This window comes from Rheinheimera mangrovi (assembly GCF_003990335.1).
In the GTDB taxonomy this organism is placed as follows: Bacteria; Pseudomonadota; Gammaproteobacteria; order Enterobacterales; family Alteromonadaceae; genus Pararheinheimera; species Pararheinheimera mangrovi.
Map to the genome: position 1 here is coordinate 3273925 of NZ_CP034683.1, position 22070 is coordinate 3295994.

Consider the following 22070-nt stretch of genomic DNA (forward strand, 5'->3'; position numbering starts at 1 on the left):
GACCCCAGGAGCATAGTAGTCCTATGTGACTGGGGCGAGAGCACGCAGTCAACAAAGCTGCAGCGTCAAGTACGAAGGGTATAAAGCCGAGGGACTTGTTATGTTAACCATGAATAAAATTAGTAAATCTTTTATCACGGACGATGTGGCCACTCATGCACTGCGTGATATTCAGCTGCATGTCAACGAAGGCGACTTTGTCAGTGTGACTGGCCCTTCAGGCTCAGGCAAAACCACCTTTTTAAATATTGCAGGTTTGCTGGAAACCAGCACCAGCGGCGAATACCTGCTGGATGGTGAAGACATAGCCAAACTCAACGACAGCGGCCGCTCCCGTATGCGTAATCAGAAAATAGGCTTTATTTTCCAGAGCTTTAACCTTATTCCGGATTTAAACCTGTTCGACAACGTCGATGTACCTTTGCGTTACCGTGGCCTGAACACAGCTGAACGCAGAAAACGCATTGAATACCATCTGGATCAGGTGGGTTTAGCCTCCCGCATGAAACACCTGCCAAGCCAACTGTCAGGTGGACAGCAGCAACGTGTGGCTATAGCCCGAGCTTTGGCAACCTCACCACGCTTTTTACTGGCGGATGAGCCCACAGGTAACCTTGATAGCCAGATGGCACAAAGTGTGATGAGCCTGCTGGAAGATATCAATAAAGCTGGCACCACCATTTTGATGGTTACGCACGACCCAAGTCTGGCCGCCCGTGCTAAACGTCAGATCTATATCAAAGATGGCCATGTCAGCGAACTGACTAACAAAAACTCAAACCTGCATGTGGTTGGCGAGGCTTAAGGAGCGGCTATGTTTTCCTACTATGTAAAGCTGGCTTACTTAAGCTGCAAACGCACCTGGGGCATGACGCTGTTGATGGTCTGCGCTATAGGTTTAGGTATTGGTGCGTCCATGACCACTATTACCGTCAACTACCTGATGTCAGCCAACCCTATTCCGCATAAAAGTGAGCAGTTATTTTATGTGCAAATGGACAGCTGGGAGCCAAACAATACCTATGACGACAATGGCGATGCGCCAACTCAGTTAACCTACCGCGACGCCACCTACTTATGGCAGGCACAAAAAGCTAAACGCCAGAGTATTCAAAGCGGTATGGCGGCGGTGATTGAGCCTGCAGACAAAGAAGTCTTACCTTTTATGGTGCAGGGCCGCGCCAACAGTGCCGACTTCTTCCCTATGTTTGATGTGCCTTTTTTATACGGCAGCGGCTGGGATCATCAGGCTGATCTGAAAAAAGAACGGGTGATTGTCATTAATGCCGAACTGAATGAACGCTTATTTGGTGGCAAAGACTCCACAGGTCAGACAGTACGTATGGCAGGCGAAGATTACAAAGTTACCGGCGTGATAGACAGATGGAATCCAAAACCACGGTTTTACGATACCAGCACAGGCTCTTTTAACGACGTTGAAGACGTTTTTGTGCCCTTTAGTTTAATCACTGAGCAAAAATTTGGCCGTTCAGGCAATACCAACTGCTGGAAACCGACAGAATCAGGCTTTCAGGCCTTTTTAGACTCTGAGTGTATCTGGGTGCAACTCTGGGTGGAATTACCAACAGCTCAGGACAAAGACGCCTATTTCAGCTTTATGAACGCCTACGCTAAAGAGCAGCACCAATATGGCCGTTTTGCCCGCACTGACAACAACAAATTACGCGACGTGATGCAGTGGCTGGAATATGCCGAAGTGGTGTCAGACGACGCCAGCATGATGATGGCGATGTCACTGATGTTCCTGCTGGTGTGTTTACTCAATACCGTAGGTTTATTGCTGGCGAAATTCTTAGGGAAGGCTTCAGAAATTGGCGTACGCCAGGCCTTAGGCGCCAGCCGTAACGACTTGTTTATTCAGCATTTAATTGAGTCAGGCTGCATAGGATTGGCTGGTGGCTTATTGGGCCTGATCCTCGCCTTACTTGGACTTGAAGCGATCAAAGTGATGTACGGCGACTGGATCCGCGATTTAGCCCAGCTGGACTTCACCTTAGTGGCCATGGCGATAGGGCTGGCTATTGTCAGTGCTTTATTAGCAGGTTTGTATCCCACATGGCGTGCCTGCCAGGTTCAGCCGTCCGTTCAGCTGAAAAGCCAATAAGGAGTTTGCCATGTTAGAACTAGTAGCTCGCTTGGAACTGGGCCCGATGTTCCGCGCTTTAATGCGCAATAAAATTGGAGCTTTGCTGATAGCCCTGCAAATCGCCCTGACCCTGACCATTATGGTGAACGCCATTTTTATGATGCAGGAACGTAGTCAACAAATGGCCAGAGCCAGCGGTTTAGATGAAACCAATACTTTTTATTTGAGCAACACTGTCTTTGCACAGAATTACAACCTGAAAACCGCGCTGCAACAGGATTTACAGCGCATTCGCCAAACACCAGGTGTGGTGGATGCCACTCAAATCAATGCCATCCCCTTAAGTGGCGGCGGCTGGTCTATGGGTCTGCAAACCAAACCGGGCGATGATATTGAAGGCACAGGTACTGCTGTTTATATGGTGGACGAGCACGGTATCAATGCGCTGGGCGTCGAACTGATTGCTGGCGAGAATTTCCAGAATTCGGATATCGGCTGGCGTGAAGAAGGCAGCACCAAGTGGCCACCTAAAACAATTATCAGCCAAGCTTTGGCAGAAGCATTGTTTGAAGGCGACTGGAAAAATGCCTTAGGCAAAACTGTCTATATTGAAAACCATCAGCCAGTACAAATTATAGGCATAATGAAAACCCTGCAAGCACCATGGAACGGCTGGAATGGCGTTGAGCGCAGCATGCTGGTACCGCAACAACTGGACAATAAAGGCAGCCGCTTTTTTATCCGCACCGAACCAGGCCGCCGCGACGAGTTAATGCCACTAATTGAAAAAATGCTGGCTGAAAGTGACAGGGGCCGCATTATCCGCAATGTCACCAGCATGGAACAAACCCGTGACAAAAGTTATCAGGAGCATCAGGCCACCAACACTATTCTGTTGACTGTCATTATCGTGCTAACGCTGATCACAGGCTTTGGCATTGTGGGTCTGGCAATGTTCAGCATTAACAGACGCACCCGTCAAATCGGCACCCGCCGCGCTTTAGGTGCCAGCCAGTGGCAAGTGATGCGCTACTTTATGCTGGAAAACCTGCTGATAAGCTTCGCTGGTGTGATATTAGGCGCAGCAGGAGCAGTGGGTTTAAATATCTGGTTGGTAGCGACTTTTAGCATGAGCCCATTAAGCCCTGTCTTGCTGGTGATAGGTGTAGTGGCCTTGCTGATAGTAGGTCAGTTAGCTGTCAGTTACCCGGCCTTAGTGGCATCGAAAATTTCGCCTGCGACTGCAACAAGAGGACGGGCTTAAAAGCTTTCCCCTTCGTACTTGAAGCCGCAGCTTTGTTGACTTCGTATTTTCGCCCCAGTCACATAGGTTAACTATGCTCCTGGGGTCTCAAATACTTGTCGCCTCACTGCAACTCCAATTACTTTGGGGATGCGTTAGATCCCTGGTAAGTCAAAAGTGACCAACCTTTCCCTCAGCTTTTTTGTCCTTCGGCTGAGGGATTTTTGTTTTTAGCTCCGAAAGAATCTACGGCAAGTAAAAAATGAACAACATGTCCCTCAGCTCTGTGTTCTTCGGCTGAAAGGGTTTTATTTTTATCTCCGAAAAATCCAAGTATCCACAGCAATAGAAACATGAATCTGAATGGGCCCCATTAGGACGCAAGCCGGGCAAAATTGGGTGACCAAGGTTTTAATACGAGGAGTGTTTGAGCGAGGAGCGGTAGCGACGAACGAGTTGCACAATCGCCTTGGGCGCACGATTTTGAGCCGGGCTTTCGCAGCGACCTGGGGTCGCCTTTTCTTTGGATACTTTCTTTTGGCGACGCAAAAGAAAGTATCTCGCCAACGGCGAAACCGTTAGCCAAAATGAAAATCACACGCTTTAGATAAGGATTAAAATCAGTGTAACCATACCCAATGCGTATACCCAACAGGGATAAGCAGTAAACCTTAAGCCAAAGCCAATCTCACCGCGAAGCCGGTAAATAACAGCCCTAACATTAAATTCCCTGCCTGCCCTGCTTTAGGTTGGCCTTTAAAGAAACTAGCTATGGCGGCGCCTGCGTAGACTAAAGTCGTCAGGTACAGCAGGCTGATTATTTCCAGCACCACCGCCAGTACTAAATAAGGCACCCAGTTGGGATTGAAGCTGGAGTCGATAAACTGGATAAAAAACGACAGGAAAAACAAAATGGCTTTTGGGTTGGTCAGGCTTAATAACAAAGACTTACGAAACACTGAAGCGCAGCTGGCTGCGGCGACTACCACTGGTACTTGTGCACCTTCACTTGCTTTAGATTGGCGCAAACTTAATAAAATTTGTACGCCGATAAACAGTAAATAGGCAGCACCTAAGTAACGTATCCAGCGGAACAACTCGGGTGAAGCCAGCAAAACAGAGGCAAGGCCAAGGTAAGACAACAAAATCAAAGTTGCATCACCCAACAGCACAGCTGCAAGTGCACACCAGGCATGCTTGGGTCCCTGCACCATGCTGGTTTTCAGCACAAACAGACTATTTGGCCCCGGCATCAATATAATCACTACCACACCGGCCAAAAAGGTCCAGAACTGAATTACACCCAAGCTTTCCATTATTATCCTCTGCGCCTTAGTTCATGTGGCTTTGCGCTGTTTATTCAGCGTCAGCTATTATCAGGCCAGAGATGGATAAAAGTCACTTCCCGTGATCAGATTTTGTTCGTCTGTATCCACTGCTGGCACTTCAGGCCCCACTAGGATAAAATGCGCGTCCTTTTTCTTGGCGTTAACTTTTTACGGGCTACAACACAAATGGGCAAAAAGCTGCACATTAAGACCTGGGGCTGCCAGATGAACGAATACGATTCATCCAAAATGGCGGACCTTTTGGATGCAACTCATGGCTACACACTGACTGAAGAAGCAGAAGAAGCAGACGTGATCCTGCTGAACACTTGTTCTATTCGTGAAAAAGCTCAGGAGAAGGTATTCCACCAGTTAGGTCGCTGGCGTCCGCTGAAAAAGAAAAACCCGGATCTGATTATTGCCGTTGGTGGTTGTGTAGCTTCGCAAGAAGGCAAGGCCATCCGCGACCGAGCTCCTTATGTTGATATCGTGTTCGGGCCACAAACTCTGCACCGTTTACCTGAGATGATTAACGCAGTGCGTGGCGATAAGTCGCCAGTGGTGGATGTATCTTTCCCTGAAATCGAAAAATTCGACCGTCTGCCAGAACCTAAAGCCGATGGTCCAACAGCTTTCGTGTCTATTATGGAAGGCTGCTCTAAATACTGTACCTTCTGCGTGGTGCCTTACACCCGTGGAGAGGAAGTCAGTCGTCCGCTGGATGATGTCCTGTTGGAAATTGCTCAGCTGGCCGAGCAAGGTGTGCGTGAAGTCAACCTGTTAGGTCAGAACGTTAACGCCTACCGTGGTGAAACCTTCGACGGTGGCATTTGCCATTTCTCTGAATTACTGCGTTTAGTGGCGGCCATAGACGGCATTGACCGTATTCGTTACACCACATCGCACCCTGTTGAATTTACAGACGATATTATCGAAGTCTACCGTGATGTGCCTGAGCTGGTGGATCATCTGCATTTACCTGTGCAATCTGGCTCTGACCGTATTCTGGCGCTGATGAAACGGAACCACACCGCCATCGAATATAAGTCAAAAATTCGTGCGCTGAAAAAAGTACGCCCTAATTTATGCATGTCATCTGATTTTATCATCGGCTTCCCCGGTGAAACCGCAGAAGACTTTGAAGCCACTATGGACTTAATCAAAGCCATTAACTTTGATATGAGCTTCAGCTTTGTCTACAGCGCCCGTCCTGGTACGCCTGCTGCTGATTTACCGGATGACGTGTCAGAAGAAGAGAAAAAACAACGTCTTTATATACTGCAGGACCGTATTAACCAGCAGTCATTACAAATTGCCCGTGCTATGCTCGGCACTGAACAACGTATTCTGGTGGAAGGCCCGTCGAAAAAAGACATTATGGAGCTGACCGGACGCACGGAAAACAACCGTGTAGTGAACTTTGAAGGTTCACCGGATATGATTGGTCAGTTTGTTGATGTGTTAGTGACGGATGTCTTTACCAACTCGTTAAAAGGTAAAGTGATCCGCACTGAAAAAGATATGGATTTACGCCGCGAAGTATCGCCACAACAAATTATGGCGGCGAAAGCGGCAAAAACAGACGAATTGGGAGTGGCAACTTTTACTCCTTAATTTAGAACAGCAGATGGAGGTCAGCGAAAAACTGGCTTCTATGCGTTACCCCAAATAATTGATGTTGCAGTGAGGCGACAAGCGAGCGAGAACCCAGGAGCATAGTTCACTTCACTATGTGACTGGGGCGAGTAGCGCAGTCAACAAAGCTGCGGCGTCAAGTATGAAGGGTAAATAGATAAGAGATAGGACTTTTGGATAATCCAATAACCAGTTTAGAATTTTCTCTCTCCCCTTTTGAACCTCAGCGTCTGGCTTTTTTATGGGGCCCCTTTGACGACAACTTACGTCAGATTGAACGCCGTTACCGTGTGCAAGTGTCCTACCGCGACAATCAGTTGCGTTTAGTCGGCTTAACTGACCAGCTTGAACCGGTAAAACACATTATTGAAACTCTGTATGGCGAAACCGCCAATGCCCAGGGCAAAGCTGTGCCTTTAAGCCCTGAGCAGGTGCATATGGTGATCCAGCAACAGCAGCAGGAACCCACAGAGCAGCAGTTTGACGAAGAACAGGTCAGCATTAAAACCAAAAAAGGTGCAGTTAAAGGCCGCAACGCCAATCAAAGTGCTTATGTGCGCAATATTCAGCGCCACGACGTGACTTTTGGTATTGGCCCTGCAGGTACAGGCAAAACTTATTTAGCTGTGGCTTGTGCTGTCGACTCGCTGGAAAAAGGCGAAGTGCGTCGTATCGTATTAACCCGCCCAGCGGTAGAAGCTGGTGAAAAGTTGGGCTTTTTACCTGGTGATTTAGCGCAGAAAGTCGACCCTTATTTGCGGCCTTTGTACGACGCTTTATTTGAAATGTTAGGTTTTGAAAAAGTAGAAAAGTACTTAGAACGTGGTGTGATTGAAATTGCGCCTTTGGCTTATATGCGTGGCCGTACTTTAAGCGATGCTTTTGTTATTCTGGACGAAAGCCAGAACACCACAGTAGAACAAATGAAGATGTTCCTGACCCGTATTGGCTTTAATGCCAAGGCCGTGATCACTGGCGATATCACCCAGGTCGATTTGCCACGAGGCCAGTACTCTGGGTTAAAACACGCGATGGACGTATTATCCGAAGTGCCGGATCTGAGTTTTAACTTCTTTAAAGCCAAAGATGTGGTGCGTCATCCTGTGGTGCAAAAAATTGTTATGGCGTACGAAGCTTTTGAAGAGAAAAAGCAACAAGCGCTTGAGGCTGAAAAACAAGCTGCAAAACTAGCCGCAAAAGAAGCCGCCCAAGCTGCATCCAACACGAGTAAAGAATAAAACATGAGCATTACCCTGGATTTACAGCTGGCAAGCGAAGCGCAAAACCTGCCTACAGAAGCCCAATTTCAGCAATGGCTGGAAGCGGCTATTCTGCCGTTTCAGGAGATAGCAGAAGTCACAGTGCGCATTGTGGACGAAGAAGAAAGTCAGCAATTAAACTTTGATTATCGTGAAAAAGATAAACCAACCAACGTACTGAGCTTTCCTTTTGAGCTGCCACCAGGTGTGGAAGAATTGCCATTATTAGGTGATTTAGTCATTTGTGCTCAGGTGGTTGCAGCCGAAGCGAAAGAACAAGGCAAGGAACTGGCTCATCATTGGGCTCATATGGTGGTGCACGGTTGCTTGCATTTATTGGGCTTTGACCATATAAATGACGCAGATGCAGAAGAAATGGAAGCAGAAGAAATTCTGATTTTGCAGCAGCTGGGTATAAAGAACCCTTATATTTTAGAAGATTAACTGGTATTTTAATTCTTTGCGTACCTGAAGCTGCAGCTGTACTGACACTGATGTCTGGCTGCAACTCATATGACTTTGGGTATTTTCTTTTGTTTTATTTGGAGCTTAAGTTCACTCATGGGTGACGACCATTCCCACTCTAGTCGGGGTTCTGCCGCAAAATCGTGGCTGGATAAAATAGCAGCGATTTTTACTGCAGAACCACAAGATTTATCTGATCTGGTTGAAGTAATCAATGAAGCGGCCATGCGCAAGCTGATTGATAACGACACTCAAAGTATGTTGCAAGGTGTTTTGGATGTATCCAAAATGCGCGCCCGCGACATTATGGTGCCCCGCTCTCAAATGGCCACCATCAACATTGATCAGTCGCTTGAACAAATGATGCCGCTGCTACTGGAGAATAACCACAGCCGTTATCCTGTGGTCAATGAAGACAAAGACCATATCGAAGGCATACTGCTGGTCAAAGATTTACTGCAGCACACCCTACAAGGCAACACCGAATGGAGCTTGCGCGATTTATTACGCCCTGCTGTCATTATCCCTGAAAGTAAAAGAGTGGATGCCTTACTGAAAGAATTCCGTCAGAAACGTTACCATATGGCCATAGTGGTCGATGAATACGGTGGCGTGTCAGGTCTTATTACCATTGAAGATATCCTGGAACAAATTGTCGGCGAAATCGAAGACGAACACGACGATGAAGAAGATGTCGATATCAAAAAAATGGCCAGCCATGTTTATCAGGTCAGTGCTTTAACCCCTGTGGATGAGTTTAACGAAAGTTTCGGCACAACCTTCGATGAAGAAGAAGCCGGCACTATAGGCGGTATTGTGCTGCATGCTTTTGGTCATATGCCGGAAAAAGGCGAAACCATTGAACTGCAAAATCTGACCTTTAAAGTCAGCAAAGCCAATAACAGAAGGCTGGTGCAGTTGCAGGTGATCCGCGCTAAAACTGCCGCAGAAACTTCAGCGCTACAGAAGGACTAACTTTTGCTGTTGTCGAGAACCACCTGGTTTCCAGCCCTGCTTTTAGCAGGGCTGGGTGCATTAAATACCTTAGCTTTTGCCCCATTTACCTACCATATGTTGCCGCTGCTGACTTTGTCAGTGCTGGCGTTTTGCCTGCTGCAGGCACAAAACCCAAAACAGGCGGCCATCTTTGGTTATGCCTATGGCTTAGGCTGGTTTGGTGTAGGCATTAGCTGGGTGCATGTCAGTATCGCCACTTTTGGTGGTATGCCACTGATTGCCAGCCTGGCCATTATGGCGCTGCTGATAGGTTATCTGGCGCTATTTCCTGCCCTTGCCATCTGGTTTAGCTGGCGTTTTCGTGGCAATTTTTGGTATCCGCTGCTGTTGGCGTCCAGCTGGTTTATCGTTGAAAATATCCGCTCCTGGTTCTTAACGGGGTTCCCCTGGTTGTCTGTAGGTTATAGCCAGACCGATGGCTGGATGGCGCCCTGGGCACCTGTTATAGGCGAAACCGGTATCAGCTTTTTAATGCTCTTAATAGCAGGCTCTGTTGCTGTTGCTGTGCAACGTAAGTTATGGGTCTGGCCTGCTATAGCCGCCATAGTCCTGATCGTCAGCCCAGCGCTGAGCACAATCAAAGGCTGGCAAGAGACCGGCGAGCAGGTCAAGGTTGCCTTAGTTCAAGGCAATATAGCGCAGGATTTACGCTGGGATCCGGAGCAAGAAGCTATCACGATGCGCAAGTATATGGAGCTGAGCCGTCCACACTTGAATGCTGACATTATGATTTGGCCTGAAGCTGCTATTCCACAACTCGAGCCTTTAGCTTTGGCTTATTTGTTTAATCTGGATATGCTGGCCGCAGAAAACAACACAGCTGTAGTAACAGGTATTCTGGATTACAAAGAAAACGGTGATGCCTATAACGGCATGATTGTTTTAGGTAAATCAGGCAAAGAAGCCACGGGCGGCGATTACAGATACAGCACCAGCAACAGGTACCAGAAACATCATTTATTACCTGTTGGCGAATTTGTGCCTTTTCAGGACGTGCTGAAACACGTCGCGCCCTTCTTCAATTTGCCTATGAGTTCCTTCAGCCGCGGTGACTGGCTGCAGCCGAATTTGCAAGCCAATGGCTATTCGCTGCTGGCCGCTTTGTGTTTTGAAATTGCCTTTCCTCGTCAGATGATTGCCAATATCAACGACAACACTGACTTTCTGCTGACGGTCAGCAACGACGCCTGGTTTGGTGATTCTATTGGCCCACATCAACATTTAGAAATAGCCCGGATGCGAGCGATGGAGTTAGGCCGCCCCTTGCTCCGTGCAACCAATAACGGCATAACCGCCACAGTCACAGCTGATGGTAAAGAACAGGCGCGTTTGCCACAGTTTGAAGAAGGCGTATTAACAGCCGAAGTACCGCAAGTGCAAGGCCGCACTTTATACAGCCTGTGGAGCGACTGGCCTTTGCTTGCCATCAGCTTATTGTGTGTTGGACTGTTAAGTTTCAGACGTTATAGCCTTCGTACTTGAAGCTGCCGCTTCGTTGACTGCACCATCTAGCCCCAGTCACATAGGTAACTATGCTCCTGGGGTCTAGCTGGCTTGTCGCCTCCCTGCAACTCCAATTACTTTAGCTATCATTTTTAGTTTTGACCGCTAGAGTTTGTAGCTCTGCTGGTACCCTAACCTGGTCTGATATTGCGCTTTGGTGATGTCATTAACAAAAAACCACTGCGCATCTATTTGCTCTTTGCTAAAAGCCACCAACAAATAACCCCGCTGATGCAAATTACAGTACTCCAGCTCTTTAATAAGTTGAGGTAATACATCAGCTAAATGCTCTACCTGAGCTGTATCCAACTTCAGATATGTTTCAATACCTGGAGAACTGACCGAAGGTGTGGAGAACTCTATGCCCACTTTATTACCTTGTTGATCATGTAAAGTCGAAGCCCAGGCATTATGAGTATCGCCCGCCAGCACCACCAGTTGTTTGTTCTGCTGCTGAGCTGTTTTATAAACCAGCTCGCGCTCATAGGGATAACCATCCCAGGCGTCAAGATTATAAGCGACAACAGACTCAATACGTTTTTTGTCCTCTGCACTCAGGCTGGAATCACCTCTGTCAACACGCTGCTTTAATGCTGATAATTCAGCAATTTGCGCCACCAGTTCAGGACCAGGTTTAGAAAAAGCTGACAACAGCTCAGATGGAAACATCATCTTCGTCATCAACACCTGCTGCCCCAGCACCTGATATTGAGCTTTAGATCGCATCAACTGAGTTTGCAACCATTGCTGCTGCTTTTGTCCAAGCAAAGTACGGTTTGGATTAGTTAAATCGCCGACAAAACGCTGAGTGTCAAAGGCTCCGGTTTTTTCATCTGTGTAATGCTTGTAGTCCAACTGCTGGTTACGACCTTCAATACGGGTGTCGAGCATATGCAAATCAACTAAATCACCAAAGGCAAAACTACGACATAAACTTTGTTGCTGCCCCAATACCAGAGGCCGTATCGGCATCCACTCGTAATAAGCCTGCAGCGCGTTTAGTTTACGGACCTGATAATCGCCTTCATTGGGTTGATGGTTTTCGGCACCATCTGTCCAGGCGTCATTAGTTATTTCATGGTCGTCCCAGACGCATATAAAACTATGACTGGCATGAGCCTGCTGTAAATCTTTATCGCTACGATACAAAGCATAACGTTTGCGGTAATCCTGTAAGCTCACCATTTCAGCCTGATTGTCTGCTGCTAATGCCCGGCCTAATTCAACAGAGCGTTCTGTGGCATAACCACCTTGCTCGTATTCGTAAATGTAATCACCTAAATGCAGCACTGCATCGAGCTGTTGCTGAGCAACTTGTTGATACACATGGAAATAACCGGCAGGATAATTGGAGCAAGACAGCACAGCAAAACGTACTTGTGACACCGAACCTGCTGGCAAAGTTTTACCATGCCCAACTGCGGATACCGTATTGCTGTCGCTAAAACGATAATAATAACTACGGCCGGGCAACAAACCGCTTAAATCAACCTTACAGCAATAATTAGCGTCTTTACGCGCCAGACAAAGCTGCTGATGTTTTACCGCAGAAAAATCGGCGGTTTCGCTCACTTCAAGTAACAATTGCACTGCATCTGGCTGTTGTGACGGAGTGACTTTAGTCCATAAAATCAGGCTGTCCGTTAAAGGGTCACCACTGGCGACACCATGTAAAAACTGGATCTTGCTGCTATTGTGCGCTGTTGTAGCTTTGCTGCTGCAACCAAATACACTGCTGCTTAACCAGGCTGCCCCGGTTAAAAAAGCACTGTTTTTAAGAAAATTCCGTCTGCTAAAGTTGGCCATAGTTCCTCCAAAAAGAAACTATTCTGTCTGGCCTTGATGATTTTTTAATGACGAAAAACAAGGCTGGGCTACACTTTGTCTATCCAAAAACGCTATTCAACTCAGCTTGTGATCCAAAGCAGTGCAACAACGTAAAATTGCGCCTTAGTTAAAAAATTATTGTTGTTAAACACTAAGTATTCTTCCAAGTGCAGGACGCAATTGTAGTCACAGTAACGGCAAGCCAGGCTTGCGGTTGAAACGAGGTCTTTATGCACATTTATCCATTCCGCCAACAAGCTTTTCGAATTATGAATAGTATCAATCTGGTGCTGATGGTGCTGGCCTTGGCTTTGGCCAGCTGGCATCAAAGCTGGGGAGCGGCGTTATTGATTGGCCTGCCCGCTTTGATTGTGCCTTTTGTGCTATACAAAACTTTAAGAGACCACCGTCTGTCACGTATTGCTTTTGGTGTGTCTTTTATGCTGTTTTGTGCTTTGCATATTCATCAGTCTAATGGTGTGACAGAGCTGCATTTTGGTATTTTTGTATTGCTTGCCGTGCTAAGCGCTTTTCGTGACTGGATGGTGATTGCTGTAGCAGCGGGCACTATCGCGGTGCACCATTTGTTATTTGCCTATCTGCAAACCCAGCACAGCGCTGTATTTTTAGTACCGGCTCAGGACGCAACCTTTAGCAACGTTATGGTACATGCAGCTTATGTGGTGGTAGAGTCTGCTGTACTTATTGTTATCACACTAAATTCTTACAAAGAAGCTATGGTGGGTTTGGCGTTTTCAGAGACCACCAAAGAGCTGGTTGCAGACCCTGCCCATATTAATTTAACAGTACGTTGCCCTGATATCCGCTCCCGCCTGGTGCAGCAGTTTAATCAGGCGCTGGACGGCATTCAGCACACAGTTCAAACCATTAACCAGTCTGTGGCTTTGCTGCATACCGAAAGCGCACATTTGTCTGACGATGGCCAGCAACTGGCGTCAGGCATGCATCAGCAAAATACACAGGTCAAACGTATAGCCGCGGCTTCTGAAGAAATGGCGCAAAGCATTCAGGCGCTAGGCGAACTGGCAGCAGCAGTATTGGGTGCCGCAAAACAGGCTGAACTTAGTTCGGTATCTGGTAAGGAGTCTGTGGATCAAACCATAGCTGCTATCTCGACTTTGGCGGTGACCTTGCAGGATGCAGGACAAAAAGTGGATAGCATGGCGTTATCCAGCAAAGAGATCACTACTGTACTTGAAGTCATTAAGAGTATTGCAGAACAAACCAATCTGCTGGCATTAAATGCCGCCATTGAAGCTGCACGGGCCGGTGAACAAGGACGGGGTTTTGCAGTGGTTGCGGATGAAGTCCGTACTTTAGCAGGCCGCACACAACAATCTACAGAGCAAATTCAGCGCATGATCCAAACTTTAACTGAAGCCAGCCAAAGCTCAGTGAAATCAGTACAACACTGTTTAAGTCAGGTTGACCATACCGTCAGTTTGGCGAAACGCAGTGATGAGTTACTGAATATCATCACGGGCGAAGCGCAGTCTGTCGCCCGTTCCGCAGATATTATGGCGGGGTCTTTAGAACAACAACGCCATGCCAGCGCTGAGATGGCACAAGGTGCACAATATCTGAATGACAGTGCTGCAGCTCAGCTGCAGCTTAGTGAAAAAGTTAAACAAAGCACAACCCAAATTGAACAGGTAGCCAACCAACTGGCGACTGAAGCCAACAGATTCAGCTGTTGAAACAACAACGAATGCCCCTTCGGCTGAAAGCTGCTGTAGCTCTGCTTATGCTTTGGATAGCAGGCAGTGCTGCAGCTTTTTATTGGTTTTTTTTAGGCCATTATGGCGTATTCGATCAGCAAGGTTTGTGGCAACAACAACCACTTCTGCCACAGCAAGTACAACACAAACTAAGCCATCAACTGCTGCCCAACCATCGTTGGCAAGCGGTACTGATCACAGACTCCAGCTGCAACTGCAGCTCTTTTGCCAAAGAGCATCTGCAGAGGATCCAACAACGTCAGCCTGATTTAATAGTAAAAGAGCTGGAACTGGATGAAGCCAAAGCGCTGGGACTGACACTGGGGCTGGATATTATTGCAGCCCCGCTGTTGCTGCTGTTTCAAAATCAACAGCTACTTTACGCCGGGCCCTTAGCTACAGATTTGCTATGCAGCGATAACGCCAGCCTACTAGATGGCATTGTTAGCGGCACCACTCAATTACCCGGCTTTTGGCTCAATGGCGAAAGTACGGCATGCAGGTGTTTAATTGAAGAATAGCTTGAGCAAAGCTTTCTATAATTGACTTCAGTTAGACTATACCAATACGTATGCACCTATTAACAATCCTCACATAAATACATGCCGGTATTAAACCAACAAAAAACAAACAAAAGAAACAAAGATGTGAACTGTACTAAACAAAAAAATTGATTTTATATTAAGCGCAATTGTATGATTCTTTTTTTTATAACCCCACTACTTTAAAAATTACAAGGAATTGTATAGATGTTGCGTGTTAAATCTATTGCATGCGCTATTGCCGTGCTTTTATCCTCCTCAGTATCCGCCTTTGACATACCACTGTACAAACAAATACCAAACAGCTCATTTCAAGCTGTCAGTCCTCAACCTTTGCTATTGTCGAATGAGATAGTGCAACAAGAAGGCTTTTTGCATAAATCCACAGCCTTGGCTGTTGGCGACAATCTGATAGCAGCATACAGCACGAATGGCTTAAGTCTTTTGCGTTTTACTGACGGGCAATACACAACGCTGAAGAATTATACTTTTGCAGAATTAGAGGTTGACTCAGGTTCAGCAGTGCGCTTTAACTCAGACGCATCTGTCCTTTTCATACAAAACAACAGAGAAATACAGGCTTTTTCTGTTGCGGCAGATGGAAGTCTTAATAAGCTGGCAAGGCGTCAAATCGACAGCAGTTTCGTCAACAGCTATGGCTCAGAGGGAAATAGTTACATTGGTTCTGTATTCCGCTATCCTGATTATAATTTTGTTCTTACCACTTTTAATACCAGTACCAACAGCTTTATATCAAAAGAACTGTTTCGCCGGCCGGATAATCTTAGTTTTGTTGTCTACGACGAAACTAAAAACTTGCTGATTTCCGGTGGTTATTCGTACACGACTTATAGATATGAAATAAAAAGTTACAAAGGCGATGCACTCAATCAATTTAGTTTGATTTCTACTTTCGAGCTTCCATCAGGTTTCCCTGACCAGAACAACATTGCCTACTCCGGATCTTCAGGTAATTTGTTTATTGCGAATGGCTCCATCACGCAACTTCATGTGCAGGCTGATGGAGTGTTACAAGAAATCACCAACACCAGTGGTTTTAATTTACCGAATTACAGCCCAAGTAAAATTTCGTTGTCTGCAGATACATTATTTGCAGCATACAGTAATGAGATCCATGCTTTAACCTTAAACGGTACCGCTATAACAGGTAGCGAAAGCATCTACACTCAAAACCTTGTCAATATGGCACAGCTCAATGGCCGTTTGTTGACTATCGAGAATGGTGGTATCCATTATTTCAATCAAGGACTAAATGCTCCGCAAATATCATTGAACCGTGGTGAGCAAAGTCTGGCATGGTTACAACACGACCTAACATTAGGCAGTCAAATTCAGTTTGCTGACCGCTATTTACTCAGATCAGACTCAAACCTAAGTGATTTATATAAAGCTGACACAAATGGCAAGCTAAGCAATATAAAGACATTTTTTTCCGACGAAATTTTACCTGCAAATGGAAACGGTTCCGGCACCATAGCCAAACTTAATGAGACCTCACTGGTCGCCGCACGAGGCAATCTGGTACGTCTTTTTAACTTCGACCCGGTCGCTGAAACTGTTACTTTGGTCAAAGAATTTGATTTAAATAGACTTGTTTCGGACGTAAACAGAATAGGTTACTCATCCGGCATCCGTATGTTGGGTTCTTACTTATTGGTAGACGGTGGAGGTAGACTACATTTATTCCAGATCGCAGACAGTACCCTATCTTATCTGGACAGTGCTGTTGCTGGTGTAAATGACTTCACAGCAATTCCGGAACTGAATAACAGTGCAGAGTTAAACGGCAAACTGTACATATACAATAGCGGCTACAACGCAATCCACGAACTCAGTGTTGAAAATGGCCGGTTGAAGCAAAAAGAAGTGTTTGATATGCCGTCTTCAGGTTGGGGTGCAGTACAGATCACGGCAGCCGGACAACAATTACATGTGAAGTATGGCGCCACACTTTATGTTTTTCAGCAGATAGATTCTAAATTTACCCTGCTGTCTGTCAACAATATCAATGAGAATGCCTTAGCTTATATTGATAATAACTTCGCGTTAAACCAATACAATTCAGAGGTGATCGACGTACTGCAGTTTGATAAAACTTCAGGAATTCCAACCACAATAGATGGTATTGATGTTGGTGATTCATGGAATCTACGAAATGCATTTATGTTAGGTTCTTACCTTTACCTGCAAAGTTCAGACAATGTTGTAGCATTCAAACAATTCATGGTGAACAGAGCTCCAGACTTGTTAGCCAAGCCTGCAGTTATGCAATTACATGAAGGTATTGGCTACACAACAGAGTTAGCAAGCCTGGTTGCAGACAAAGACATTGGAGATACAGTAATGTTCAGCCTGTTTACTCCGGTTTCAGGCATGTCACTGTCAGATAAAGGTACTTTTAGCTATGATGGCAGCACTCTTTCTGCCAATGAAGTTATTGTCAGAGCGACAGATAGTAAAGGTTTATATACTGATATTAGTTTGAGTTTTCAAAACAATAAGGCTCCAGCCCCTACTCAGGCATGGGTGGTTCCACAACTGAATCAAAATAAGACTTTTTTACTTGATTTAAATGAGTACTTTGCTGACCCTGAAGGCTCTGTTTTAACGTATGAAATAACCTCAACAGCTGAACTGACTGTTACCAGCAGAGGAATAATCAGCGGCACTATCACTGCAGGTCAGTCTCATCAATTGACTGTCGTAATTAAAGACAATAAAGGTGCAACCAGCACTCATACATTGGCCTTAGCTGTAAACGCGGCACCAGCCCTGACAGGATCTGCCAGTCTGAGTATGACCACTGTACAAACTGTATCTGTTGACCTAAACAGTCTGTTCACTGATGCTGAAGGGCATGCAATTAGTTTCAGCGCAAGCGACTTACCAGCAGGTTTAACTCTGTCTGGTAGCACAATTGCCGGAAAAGTGACTACTGCAGGAAGTTTCAGCAGCCTGATCACCGCAACAGACAGCGCAGGAGCTGTATCACAGACAACCCTGAAGTTTGAAGCAACAGAGCCACCGCCGCCACCACCAGTAGTGCAACCAAAAGGTTCAAGCGGTAGTTTAGGCTGGTATGTTTTATTTGCTTTAGCTGCACTGACGTTTAGCCGCAGAACCAGACAAGTTTAACTGCGTATGATCTAAATTGAGGGGCTCATTGAGCCCCTTGTTCTTTTCAGTAACCCGCTCTCTGGGATAGTGTGTTCCCTGCCTTTGATTCCACTAAATACCTTCTCCCTAAAGCTGCGGTACCTTCTTTATGGCGGTTCATTTTAGAGTAGTGACCACACCTTTTTGGCTCTCTTGAGTCAGAGATTAGGTATAAGTGAAGCTCCTGCACTATCGCCTTGATGGCCAATGATGAACTGCCACACAGAGCAACACCAAAATCAGTAAAGCACTAAATTCAGCACCGTTACGGCCTGGCCCCACAACAAACCAGCCGGCTTTGGCGTGTAAAATAGCAATTCCGGTCGCGTAAATACCTACATAGCCCAAACAAACCAAAGTGACATAACGGTTTAATGCCAAAAATAAAGTCCCGATGATTTCAAAGGCAGTGATAGCAACAGCTATTAATACGCCCATAGGCCAGCCGTGATTATCCAGCCATTGACCAAAAGGTTCGACGCCTCCGGTTAACGCTCTGTGCCAGCCATGTGCGCCTATCAATCCCGCGACGGCCAGGCGTAAGGTGCCCCAGCCGAAAATTTGTTGTAATGACATTCACCTTCCCTTTCTACGTCTTGTTTTGCTTACTTTGTTGTAGTTGCTCTAATGCCAACAGAGCTTCCTCCGCCTGATGCACAGGCACCAGCAGATGATCATGGTAAGCACCGGCAAATACGTTACAGCTTAAACCTCTATCAGCTAAGGCTTTAGCAAAAGCTGCAGTTAAACCTACAGCTTCTAAATCTGAATGCACTGTCAGGCTGATCCAACGTGCTCTGAATAAAATATCCAGTTGATAGTCTTGTGCCTGCTGTTCTGTCAGCACCAGGGTCAGGCCTTCTTTTTCTCTAAAAGTGGCCAGAGGCAAAGGCCCGTGCCAGCTTTTATTTAAAGGCCAAACACAATACACATAAAGCTCCGGCTGCAACTCTGGCTGCATAGTACTGATTAACTGATCCAGTGCTTTGATAGCAGCTGTCATTTCTTATCTCCTTTGAGCCTGGCCGTCTGCTGTCGTTAAAGACACAGGCAGCTGACCGCGGGCTTGAATTTTTCCAAGTAAAAATGCTATCACCGCATCATAAGCCGGGCCTGAAAATGGTCGCAGCGCTGTTTGACCTTTCTGGTTATAGCTGTAAGTTGCCAGTCGTACGTCTGCACTCTTTGCAAACTCAGCCAGCTCATAAGGGGTGCGTAGCGATACCATCACCGTCTTTTTGCCTTGCGCTTTGGCCTGTTGTAACAATTGGACTAACAACTGTTTTTGTTCAGACACAGTCAGCTTCATAGCGGGCAAGGCCTGTAAGTCAGCCAATACCCCGAGTTCAGCAGCACTTTGAGCGGGCGAAATCAGTGAGCCCAGCACCAGATCAGCCTGCTTAATCTGCCGTAACGCCAGATGTTGCTCTAAAGAGGTTAAATCACTGCATGTGACTGACTCTGGCTTCACGCCCCATAAAGTCAATGCCTGTAACCAGCTTTGGCATTTGGTTTGATCAGGAGCAATCAGGTGTAGCTTTAAAGCGGCTAAATTCAGCGGTAACTGTAATTTATTATCACCAACCAACGTCAGGCTGGCTTCTGCGAGTTGTTGCTCTAGTTTCAAATCATCGGCTAAACGTTCGTTGTCCGGTAATACAAGCGCATGCTGTTTGGTCGAAAGTTGCTGACGTAAGTGAGTGATACGTTGAGCCGATTCTGCGACTTCGGCAGCGTTGAGTTTGCCATGTTGCACTGCGGCCACCACCTGATCAATCAATACAGCCAAGGCTTTGATATCAGCAGGCGTTTTCATTTCATAAGGCATCAGCGCTATATCTGCACCAGCAGCAAAGGTTTGGATCACAGCTTCAGCTGGGGTAAAAAACTGACTGATACCAGCCATATTTAGCGCGTCGGTAATAATGATGCCGTCAAACCCCATATCTTCACGCAATAAGTCGGTCAGAATAGCGCGGGATAAGGTAGCGGGTTTGATCACAGCTTCGCCGGATTTCGTGGTCAAACTGCTGTTATCCAGCGCCGGATACTGAATATGAGCCGTCATCACCATAGCGGGTTGATGCTGCTTGATAAGTTGCCTAAACGGATACAAATCGACTGCTTCAACGGTCGCTTTATCATGTTCCACCAAAGGCAAACCAGTGTGACTATCAACATGAGTATCACCATGGCCAGGGAAATGTTTAATGGTGCCAAGTACGCCTGCAGCCTGCATGGCACTGAGCATGGCGCCTCCAGCCTGCGCTACTGCAGCAGCATTGTCACCAAAAGAGCGGGCGTTGATCACTGGATTCGCCGGATTGTTATTTACATCCAGACTAGGAGCGAAGTTTAAGTTAATACCAAGGGAGCTTAATTGCTGCGCTATGGCTTTACCTACATCAGTGGCAAAACTATTGCCTGACGATGCCAAAGTAGCACCTATAGCCATATTACCTGCAAAGGCCGGAAACTCTTGAGTTGGCAGACGAGCCACCCGACCGCCTTCCTGATCGATACCTATCAACAACGGCAATCCATCACTGCTGGCTTGCTGTAAATCAGTAGTTAAACGACGGATTTGGTTTTTATCTTTTAAATTATTGGCAAATAAAATCACGCCACCTAAATGCAGCTGCGTTATGGCGTCGGCAAATTCTTTAGGTAATTCAGTTAAGTCGGTTTTGCATGCAGCTGAGGAGCCTTCAGCGCAAAAGTGGCGCAGGTCAATCATCAGTTTTTGCCCAATCTGACGGCGTAATTCTTGCGGATCTACTGATTTTTGTCCCATACAACCTCCTGCACTTAACGTCATTACAGCCAGCAGCAGTGCATATTGTTTCATCTTGTCACCACATCCTGAGTTTATGGCGCCACTATATCAGGCAGGAGGATCAGGGCAAAGGCTCAGCTTTCTATAGCCACTGTATAAAATCCAACCCGATAGCGGAAAATCTATGGGTCTGCAGCAGAAAAACCGATAAAAGTTTGCATTGATGCAGGTCTGGACAGTTATAATCCCCCTAGTCTTTTGTTGTTATGCCGTATCCGGACAGGTTGTTATGTATAAGCCCACACCATTGTTAAGCTATTTCTGGGGTTTGTTTAGTGGTTTGATTGTCTCCGCTTTTTTGTTTAATTCCCTGACTCAAACCGAAGTGAAGCCAGAAAAAACGGCAGTCCAAACGGAACAAAAACAAACAACGGCCGGCCCGGTTCGTGCTGCAGATGCTCCTGTTTTGACTTTAGCGGCCAGAGCCGAGTTATTACTGAAGTACTACACCATCAGAGATGGTGCTGAGGAAACGAACTTAGCGCCTTTACTGCAGAAAAATGGTCATCTGGAGATATTTAAGCAGATGTTGCAGCAAAGCACAGCGGATGTCAGTGATCTGATCCAATCCACTCAGTCTTTTACTGCGGCGCAGTTTTACGCTTCGTTAGTGCGTATTAAACAAAAAGATGAAGAGCAGCAAGCCAAAGCTCAGCTGGAATTGTTAAAACCGGCTGGGGCACCAGCCCCAACCACAACACAACAAGAGCCAATTAACCAATAGGCCTGTTGCGACCTATTCCGTCTGCATCTGCGCAATAAACTTATTCGAATCCGCTATCGCCTTGTTCATTTCGCTGACAAGGCTACTGACGTTCTGCTGTAAACCGGCAAAATCAGTCTGAATAGAGCCTATGGCTTTGGCATTTAAGTTATGCTTTAAAAACAGTACATTATCGTGCATGATTTTAAGCACAGGCTGCATTTTCTTTTCAGCGGAACGCATCTTTTTCAACAGTACATCAAACTGTTTTTCTGTAGTGACCAGCTTTTGTTTGCTTTGGGCTTTTAAACTGGCGCTTTGGTACTGGTCTAATTCGTCACGCCATTCATCAAACAAAGCGTCAGCCACTGATTCCACTTTGTTGATACGGCTGCTGACCAGTTCAGCAGCTTTCACGCTTTGCTGATACTCAGAGTCCAGCTCTTCGTATTTAGTCTGCAAGTCGCCGCCATGAAACTTCAGTAACTGACTCAATTCATCCAGCGCATCTTTAAACTGTTGTTGCCCTTCCACCTGAGCGTCACGGGCATCTTTTACCCTGTCCACCAGAATTTCGCGTTTTTCTACACCAAACTTTTCCATAGTGGCGAAGTAAGCTTGCTGGCAGCCGCCCAAACACAGGCTAAGCAGCAGTAATACAGGAATTCGACGCATCCATCACTCCATTC

18 protein-coding genes are annotated in these 22070 nt (G+C 46.4%); 12 read left to right on the forward strand and 6 right to left on the reverse strand.

The genetic code is table 11. The features are described from left to right. Positions 1-100 precede the first annotated feature (100 nt). From EK374_RS14795 to EK374_RS14805, 3 genes are read left to right on the forward strand one after another with little or no spacing between them, the layout of a single operon-like run. Positions 101-805 carry an ABC transporter ATP-binding protein gene (locus tag EK374_RS14795; RefSeq protein ID WP_127025224.1) on the forward strand — a complete coding sequence of 235 codons (705 nt, stop codon included), beginning with the start codon at positions 101-103 and terminating at the stop codon, positions 803-805. A gap of 9 nt (positions 806-814) precedes the next feature. Continuing rightward, positions 815-2125, forward strand: a complete 1311-nt coding sequence (locus tag EK374_RS14800; protein ID WP_127025226.1) for an ABC transporter permease — start codon at positions 815-817, stop codon at positions 2123-2125. A gap of 10 nt (positions 2126-2135) precedes the next feature. Further along, positions 2136-3371 carry an ABC transporter permease gene (locus tag EK374_RS14805; RefSeq protein ID WP_127025228.1) on the forward strand — a complete coding sequence of 412 codons (1236 nt, stop codon included), beginning with the start codon at positions 2136-2138 and terminating at the stop codon, positions 3369-3371. A 650-nt stretch (positions 3372-4021) separates the two neighbouring features. On the opposite strand, the gene leuE is transcribed toward EK374_RS14805, so the two are convergent. Beyond that, complete coding sequence (gene leuE, locus EK374_RS14815; RefSeq protein WP_127025232.1) at positions 4022-4666, reverse strand: leucine efflux protein LeuE; 645 nt, start codon at positions 4664-4666, stop codon at positions 4022-4024. A 198-nt stretch (positions 4667-4864) separates the two neighbouring features. Between leuE and miaB the strand changes: the two genes are divergently transcribed. From miaB to lnt, 5 genes are all read left to right on the forward strand, one after another. After that, positions 4865-6292, forward strand: a complete 1428-nt coding sequence (gene miaB, locus EK374_RS14820) for a tRNA (N6-isopentenyl adenosine(37)-C2)-methylthiotransferase MiaB (RefSeq protein WP_127026566.1) — start codon at positions 4865-4867, stop codon at positions 6290-6292. Positions 6293-6486: 194 nt separating this feature from the next. After that, positions 6487-7551: a PhoH family protein gene (locus EK374_RS14825; RefSeq protein WP_127025234.1), complete on the forward strand. Its 1065-nt coding sequence runs from the start codon at positions 6487-6489 to the stop codon at positions 7549-7551. Positions 7552-7554: 3 nt separating this feature from the next. Beyond that, a complete protein-coding gene (gene ybeY, locus EK374_RS14830) occupies positions 7555-8016 on the forward strand; it encodes an rRNA maturation RNase YbeY (protein ID WP_127025235.1) in 462 nt (153 codons plus the stop codon). A gap of 117 nt (positions 8017-8133) precedes the next feature. Continuing rightward, positions 8134-9012: an HlyC/CorC family transporter gene (locus EK374_RS14835; RefSeq protein ID WP_127026567.1), complete on the forward strand. Its 879-nt coding sequence runs from the start codon at positions 8134-8136 to the stop codon at positions 9010-9012. Positions 9013-9015: 3 nt separating this feature from the next. Further along, the gene (gene lnt, locus EK374_RS14840; RefSeq protein WP_127025237.1) at positions 9016-10536 is read left to right on the forward strand and encodes an apolipoprotein N-acyltransferase; all 1521 of its coding nucleotides are present in this window, start codon (positions 9016-9018) and stop codon (positions 10534-10536) included. Between the two features lie 126 nt (positions 10537-10662). Here the strand turns inward: lnt and EK374_RS14845 are convergent, their stop codons facing one another. Beyond that, a complete protein-coding gene (locus tag EK374_RS14845; RefSeq protein WP_127025239.1) occupies positions 10663-12363 on the reverse strand; it encodes an alkaline phosphatase D family protein in 1701 nt (566 codons plus the stop codon). A 290-nt stretch (positions 12364-12653) separates the two neighbouring features. Here EK374_RS14845 and EK374_RS14850 point away from each other — a divergent pair, with 290 nt between their 5' ends. The 3 genes from EK374_RS14850 (at position 12654) to EK374_RS14860 (ending at position 17821) form a co-directional block, all read left to right on the forward strand. Further along, positions 12654-14102: a methyl-accepting chemotaxis protein gene (locus tag EK374_RS14850; protein ID WP_164731887.1), complete on the forward strand. Its 1449-nt coding sequence runs from the start codon at positions 12654-12656 to the stop codon at positions 14100-14102. Further along, positions 14099-14644, forward strand: a complete 546-nt coding sequence (locus tag EK374_RS14855; protein WP_127025243.1) for a DUF6436 domain-containing protein — start codon at positions 14099-14101, stop codon at positions 14642-14644. The genes EK374_RS14850 and EK374_RS14855 overlap by 4 nt, the downstream gene beginning before the upstream one ends. Before the next feature lie 375 nt (positions 14645-15019). Further along, entirely contained in the window at positions 15020-17821 is a 2802-nt protein-coding gene (locus tag EK374_RS14860; protein WP_127025245.1) for a putative Ig domain-containing protein, read from the forward strand. A gap of 210 nt (positions 17822-18031) precedes the next feature. Here the strand turns inward: EK374_RS14860 and EK374_RS14865 are convergent, their stop codons facing one another. The 3 genes from EK374_RS14865 to EK374_RS14875 are packed head-to-tail and all read right to left on the reverse strand — an operon-like array spanning position 18032 to position 20690. Further along, a complete protein-coding gene (locus EK374_RS14865; protein WP_127025247.1) occupies positions 18032-18418 on the reverse strand; it encodes a DoxX family protein in 387 nt (128 codons plus the stop codon). A 13-nt stretch (positions 18419-18431) separates the two neighbouring features. Then, positions 18432-18845: an ACT domain-containing protein gene (locus tag EK374_RS14870; RefSeq protein ID WP_127025249.1), complete on the reverse strand. Its 414-nt coding sequence runs from the start codon at positions 18843-18845 to the stop codon at positions 18432-18434. Positions 18846-18848: 3 nt separating this feature from the next. Further along, the gene (locus tag EK374_RS14875; protein ID WP_206099217.1) at positions 18849-20690 is read right to left on the reverse strand and encodes a glycoside hydrolase family 3 N-terminal domain-containing protein; all 1842 of its coding nucleotides are present in this window, start codon (positions 20688-20690) and stop codon (positions 18849-18851) included. A gap of 217 nt (positions 20691-20907) precedes the next feature. Between EK374_RS14875 and EK374_RS14880 the strand changes: the two genes are divergently transcribed. Then, positions 20908-21402: a hypothetical protein gene (locus tag EK374_RS14880; RefSeq protein WP_127025251.1), complete on the forward strand. Its 495-nt coding sequence runs from the start codon at positions 20908-20910 to the stop codon at positions 21400-21402. A 12-nt stretch (positions 21403-21414) separates the two neighbouring features. On the opposite strand, the gene EK374_RS14885 is transcribed toward EK374_RS14880, so the two are convergent. Next, a complete protein-coding gene (locus EK374_RS14885; RefSeq protein ID WP_127025253.1) occupies positions 21415-22056 on the reverse strand; it encodes a DUF2959 domain-containing protein in 642 nt (213 codons plus the stop codon). Positions 22057-22070 lie beyond the last annotated feature (14 nt).

Bases quoted from the DNA above. Each gene is read 5' to 3' on its own strand.
- EK374_RS14875 (WP_206099217.1), bottom strand. From the start codon at position 20,690: ATGAAACAATATGCACTGCTGCTGGCTGTAATGACGTTAAGTGCAGGA.
- EK374_RS14870 (WP_127025249.1), bottom strand. From the start codon at position 18,845: ATGACAGCTGCTATCAAAGCACTGGATCAGTTAATCAGTACTATGCAG.
- EK374_RS14795 (WP_127025224.1), top strand. From the start codon at position 101: ATGTTAACCATGAATAAAATTAGTAAATCTTTTATCACGGACGATGTG.
- ybeY (WP_127025235.1), top strand. From the start codon at position 7,555: ATGAGCATTACCCTGGATTTACAGCTGGCAAGCGAAGCGCAAAACCTG.
- EK374_RS14865 (WP_127025247.1), bottom strand. From the start codon at position 18,418: ATGTCATTACAACAAATTTTCGGCTGGGGCACCTTACGCCTGGCCGTC.
- EK374_RS14805 (WP_127025228.1), top strand. From the start codon at position 2,136: ATGTTAGAACTAGTAGCTCGCTTGGAACTGGGCCCGATGTTCCGCGCT.
- EK374_RS14800 (WP_127025226.1), top strand. From the start codon at position 815: ATGTTTTCCTACTATGTAAAGCTGGCTTACTTAAGCTGCAAACGCACC.
- miaB (WP_127026566.1), top strand. From the start codon at position 4,865: ATGGGCAAAAAGCTGCACATTAAGACCTGGGGCTGCCAGATGAACGAA.
- EK374_RS14845 (WP_127025239.1), bottom strand. From the start codon at position 12,363: ATGGCCAACTTTAGCAGACGGAATTTTCTTAAAAACAGTGCTTTTTTA.
- EK374_RS14850 (WP_164731887.1), top strand. From the start codon at position 12,654: ATGAATAGTATCAATCTGGTGCTGATGGTGCTGGCCTTGGCTTTGGCC.
- EK374_RS14885 (WP_127025253.1), bottom strand. From the start codon at position 22,056: ATGCGTCGAATTCCTGTATTACTGCTGCTTAGCCTGTGTTTGGGCGGC.
- EK374_RS14835 (WP_127026567.1), top strand. From the start codon at position 8,134: ATGGGTGACGACCATTCCCACTCTAGTCGGGGTTCTGCCGCAAAATCG.
- EK374_RS14880 (WP_127025251.1), top strand. From the start codon at position 20,908: ATGTATAAGCCCACACCATTGTTAAGCTATTTCTGGGGTTTGTTTAGT.
- leuE (WP_127025232.1), bottom strand. From the start codon at position 4,666: ATGGAAAGCTTGGGTGTAATTCAGTTCTGGACCTTTTTGGCCGGTGTG.